Source organism: Microbacterium umsixpiens (assembly GCF_053543675.1).
The window spans coordinates 26,766-31,706 of the sequence record NZ_JBLVOH010000038.1 but is presented as its reverse complement, the minus strand read 5'-3'; the positions used below and the strand labels follow the sequence as shown (position 1 = coordinate 31,706).

At 67.0% G+C, this 4,941-nt stretch carries 5 protein-coding genes; 1 reads left to right on the top strand and 4 read right to left on the bottom strand.

Features of this window, described 5'->3' with window-relative positions; genetic code table 11:
* The 4 genes from ACNPM4_RS03995 to ACNPM4_RS03980 all read right to left on the bottom strand — a co-directional run.
* The coding region (locus ACNPM4_RS03995; RefSeq protein ID WP_448984766.1) for an alpha-L-rhamnosidase N-terminal domain-containing protein at nucleotides 1-659 on the bottom strand (659 nt) is incomplete at its 3' end.
* Nucleotides 656-1,516, bottom strand: a complete 861-nt coding sequence (locus tag ACNPM4_RS03990; RefSeq protein WP_167634612.1) for a carbohydrate ABC transporter permease — start codon at nucleotides 1,514-1,516, stop codon at nucleotides 656-658. The genes ACNPM4_RS03990 and ACNPM4_RS03995, both read right to left, overlap by 4 nt.
* Nucleotides 1,513-2,406 carry a carbohydrate ABC transporter permease gene (locus tag ACNPM4_RS03985; RefSeq protein WP_215070205.1) on the bottom strand — a complete coding sequence of 298 codons (894 nt, stop codon included), beginning with the start codon at nucleotides 2,404-2,406 and terminating at the stop codon, nucleotides 1,513-1,515. The genes ACNPM4_RS03990 and ACNPM4_RS03985 overlap by 4 nt, the downstream gene beginning before the upstream one ends.
* A gap of 59 nt (nucleotides 2,407-2,465) precedes the next feature.
* On the bottom strand, nucleotides 2,466-3,764 hold the full coding sequence (locus tag ACNPM4_RS03980) for an ABC transporter substrate-binding protein (RefSeq protein ID WP_372468995.1): 1,299 nt from the start codon (nucleotides 3,762-3,764) through the stop codon (nucleotides 2,466-2,468).
* A 117-nt stretch (nucleotides 3,765-3,881) separates the two neighbouring features.
* Here ACNPM4_RS03980 and ACNPM4_RS03975 point away from each other — a divergent pair, with 117 nt between their 5' ends.
* Nucleotides 3,882-4,913, top strand: a complete 1,032-nt coding sequence (locus ACNPM4_RS03975; protein WP_448984765.1) for a LacI family DNA-binding transcriptional regulator — start codon at nucleotides 3,882-3,884, stop codon at nucleotides 4,911-4,913.
* The last annotated feature ends 28 nt before the right edge of the window (nucleotides 4,914-4,941 follow it).

Sequence of the window (4,941 nt, the reverse complement as noted above, 5' to 3'; positions counted from 1 at the left end):
AACCCGCCACGACCGCGATACCAGCCGTCGCCGAGCCAGGCCCCGATCGTGTTGTCCCCCTCGACGAGCTGGTCCGTGACGTCGAAGGTCCAGTACACGAGACGTTCGTCGTACTTCGTCCACCCCGGCGAGAACTCGTGATCGCCGATGCGAGCGCCGTTGATCTCCGCCTCGTAGAGTCCGTGCGCCGTGACGTACAGGCGTGCGCGGACGACCGTGCGATCGACGCGGAAGGTCCGCCGGACGAGTGCGGGTCGCCGGTCGGTGTCCGGCGTCTCCGGCCACGCCGCGCCGACGGGAGCCGCGATCCAGTCGGCCGCATCCAGCAGGCCAGCCTCGGCGGTCGCCTGCTCGCTCCACGACGACCAGCGCTGGTCCTCGCCGCGGACGCGGACCCGCACGCGCACCTGCTCCCGGGAGGAGAGCGGTTCGAACGGCCACGCCACGAGCACCTGATCGGGATTCGTACCGGAGGCGATGACCGTGCCGTCCGCGCGCTCGCACTCGAGCTGCCACCCGTGCTGCGTCCAGCCCTCCGGCGCCTCGGTCTTCCAGGAGAGCCGCGGCGTGCGAGCCCCCATCCCGAGGGTGTCGTCGATGTGCTCGAACCGGGGAGCGGAGACCTTCACGAACGTCCTTTCAGAGGTGGGCGCGCTCATCCCTTGACCGCTCCGGCCGTCAGGCCCTTCTGGATGCGCTGGTTGAGCACCAGGTAGATGATCAGGAGGGCGAACACGTTGATGCTGATGGCGGCGAACAGCGGACCGTACTGGGTCGTGCCGAACTGGCCGTTGAAGTTGAGCAGCCCGACCTGCAGGGTGCGCAGGTCGCCGGAGTTGGCGAAGGTGAGCGCGATGAGCAGGTCGTTCCAGAAGAAGAAGAACTGCACGAGTCCGACCGTGAAGAGCCCGTTCTTCATCATCGGCAGCGCAATGGAGAAGAACTGCCGGTAGATGCTGGCGCCGTCGAGCGTCGCCGCCTCGAACACCTCACGCGGGATCGCCCGGAAGTACGTCGCCATCAGGAAGACCGTCAGCGGCAGGCCGGTGGCCGTGTACGTGATGATCAGCGGCCACAGCGAGCCGGTGAGCCCGAGTTGGAAGTAGGTACTGAACAGCGGGAGCAGGATCATCTGCGTCGGCACCATGATGCCGGCGAGGAAGATGATGAGCACCCCGTTGCGTCCCTTCCACACGAGCACCTCGAGGGCGAAGGCGGCAGCGGTGCCGAGGAGGAGCATCAGGAAGAGGGACGGCAGCACCGTGATGGCGCTGTTGAAGAGGGACTGGCCGAGACCGGCCGTGTCCCAGGCGACGATGTAGTTGTCGAAGTTCCACTGCTCGGGCAGCGCCCAGGTGGGTGACTCCAGGAACTCCCGCTGGCTCTTGAACGAGCCCAGCAGCAGCCAGATCAGCGGGTAGCCGACGATGACCAGGAGCACGGCGACGAGCAGCCAGATGGGTGTGCGGCGGAGCATCCTCGTCGCACGGCGGGATACGGGTGTCGACGCGCTCATGCCACGCCTCCCTTCTTCGCCGTGCGGGCATTGGCACGGAAGATGAACACGGTCACGACGAGGCAGATGATGGTGAGCAGCATCGCGATGGTCGAGCCGTAGCCGTAGTTGCCGTAGGTGAAGGCGTTGTCGAACATGGAGATCGTGAGCGGGCTGGTCGAGGTGCCCGGACCGCCGTTGGTCAGCGCGAGCACGCTGTCGAACACCTTCAGGGTTCCGTTGACCGAGAAGATCAGCGACGAGATCAGCACCGGGGCGGAGAGCGGCAGCACCACGTGGCGGACGAGCTTCCATCCGCTGGCACCGTCGAGGCGGGCCGACTCCAGCACATCCTCGGGGATGTCGATCAGGCCGGCGTAGAGGAGTACGCCGTAGAAGCCCATCGAGCGCCAGATGTCCATGATCGCGATGACGATGAACGCGCTCGCGCCGTCACCGAACCAGTCGACGGGGACTCCGCCGAGGCCCGACAGCATCGAGTTGACGACGCCCTCGGTCGGCGCGATCGAGAACAGCTGCTGGAAGAGCAGCGCGACGGCGACCGTCGGCATCACGACGGGGAAGAACACCAGGGTCCGGACGAGGCCGGAGGCGCGCTTGAGCGCGAAGACGTAGAGGAGCGAGAGCAGATACCCGAGCAGGACCTGCCCGATGGTCACGACGGCGGCGTACTTCAGGGTGAACAGCAGCGCGGCGTGCACCTCGGAGTCGCCGATCAGCCGGACGAAGTTGTCGAGGCCGACGAACTCGAAGCCGACGATGGCGTTGCCCTCGAACAGGGTGTAGCCCAGCGACCAGAACACGGGGATGAGCATCACCACCGAGTAGATGAGCAAGGCGGGGCCTAGAAGGATGGCGATCGCCTTGCGGTCGCCCAGCACGTTCTGCATTCGTTCTCCTGAAGGATGAGGGGGCGGCGCGCGGGGACGCCGCCCCTCTCGTTTTCTCGCTAGTCGAGGTCCGCCTGGATCATCGACATGAACTCCTCGGCGGAGACACTGCCGGTGATCAGCGGTGCCGCGTTGCGCTGGCTCGTGGTCGTGGCCTCCGCAGAGAACAGCGCCTCGAACCAGAGGACGGTCGTCTCGGTGTCGGCGACCTGCTCCTGGATGAGCTGCGTGAGCGGCGGCACATCGGTGACTTCGGTGTTCAGCGCGAAACCGGACACGCGGTTCTCCTGCTCGAGCGCCACGGAGCCGTAGTTCTCGGTGATGCAGGACAGCCACGCCTCGGTGTCGTCGTTCACGGCCTTGGCGTTCATCGTGATGGGAAGGCCCACATTGGCGGCGAGCTGCGAACGGTCGCCCGCGCCGCCCTCGACGCCCGGGAACGGCATGAAGCCGACGTTCTCGGCGCCGATCCGGTTCACCTCGGGGTCGTTGGCCTGGCTCAGGAACCACGAGCCCATGTAGAACATCGCGGCGGAGCCGTTGAGGAACTGGTTCTCGCTGGTGGCCATGTCGATGGAGCCGACGCCCTTGCCGAAGTAGCCCTCGGCGCCGAGGTCGGCGATCGCCTGCGCGGCGGCCACGTACTCGGGGTCGGTGAGCTTCGCCTCGCCGTCGGCGACCTTCTGCAGTGCGTCCGGACCGAGGTCGCGGAAGAGGTAGCCGGAGATGAGGCGCGTGATGGGCCAGCCCTGCTCGCCACTCGCGGAGAACGGCTGGATGCCGGCCGCCTCGAGCTTCGCGGCGGCGGCGGTGAGCTCGTCGAAGGTCTGCGGCTCGTCGATGCCCTGCTCAGCGAAGATCGCCTTGTTGTACCAGATGCCCTCGACGTTGTACTCGAAGGGCAGCACACGGAAGCCGCCGTAGAGGTTCTCGATGGTCGAGATCGCCGCGGGCTCGATGTTGTCGATCACGTCGAGGTCGGTGAGGATCTCTTCGAAGTCGGCGACGTTGCCCGAATCGGCGAGGGTCTTGGTCAGCGCAGGAGCGTTGCCCGCGCTGAAGAGCACCGGCAGGTCGCCCTGGCCGGCCTTGAGCTGCAGCTGCTGGTCGAGGTTCGACTGCGGCACCGTCTCGACGTCGAGCGGCAGGGTGTCGGCCTCGGCGGAGCACGCCTCACCGGCGAGGGTCTCCAGGATGGCGGGTACTTCGGTGTTCTCGACGTTCACGAACAGGGACAGCGAGTCCGTGCCCGCCGTCGATCCCCCGCCGCCGCCGCATGCGGTGAGTGCGAGAGCCGATGCTCCGGCGATGGCGGTGATCGCACCGCGTCTCCAGAGCCGTGCTGTGGTCAGCTTCATGATTTCCTCCTTGAAACGGGCGAGCCGCATTGATCACACACTTGAAGCGCTTCAGATAGTACGCTTGAAGCGCTCCAAGATGCAAATGGCAATTCGTGACGAACGGACGACGAACACATGAACACCTCCCCCGACGCGAGTCGGCCCCGCCCGGTGATGGCTGACGTCGCCCGGCACGCGGGCGTCGCCCTCGGCACGGTGTCGAACGTGCTGAACAATCCGCAGATCGTCGCTCAGGAGACGCGCGAGCGCGTGCTGAACGCCATCGACGAGCTCGGGTTCGTGCGCAACAACGCGGCCCGCTCCCTCGTCACCGGACGAGCGGACACCGTCGGGTTCGTGGTCGTCGACGTCGGCAACTCGTTCTTCGTCGACATGGCGCGCGGCGTCGAGGAAGAGCTCGACGCGCACAACATCCGCCTCCTCCTCGCCAACAGCGACGTGAACCTCGCGAAGCAGGACTCCTACATCAGCGTGTTCGAGGAGGCGAAGGTGGCGGGCATCCTCCTCGCCCCTCTCGACGCACCGCTCGATGCCGCTCGCGCCGCCCGCCATCGCGGCATGCCGGTCGTGCACGTGAACTGGCCGGGAGACGACGACGCCTGTGGTGTGGTCGTCGATGAGGAACTCGGCGGTTACCTCGCGACCAGGCATCTGCTCGACCAGGGTCTACGGCGCCTGGCCTTCGCCGGAGGCCCGTTCTCACTCTCCGCGATCGCCCAGCGTCACATCGGAGCGCAGCGGGCGGTGGCCGAGGTCGCCGATGCCCATCTCGAGACGATCGAGACGCACAGCATCACCGTGCGCGGCGGCTATGCGCTCGGCGAGATGCTCAGCTCGCGCCCCGTCGGCGAGCGCCCAGAAGGACTGTTCGCCGCCGCCGACGCCCTCGCCGCGGGAGCGATCCAGACCATGCAGCTGGCCGGCATGCATGTCCCCTCGGACATCGCGGTGGTCGGCTACGACAACAACCATTTCGCGCAGGACAGCTCGATCCCGATCACCAGCGTCGGCCAGCCGGGACACGAGATGGGGCGCACCGCCGCTCAGGTGCTCTACGAGGAGATCGCCGACCCCGCCGACCACACGCACCGCACGATCACGATGACGCCCACGCTCTTCGCCCGCGCGAGCTCGGCCGTCGTCTGACGCGCATCCGCAGCGCGGCCTCGGGAAC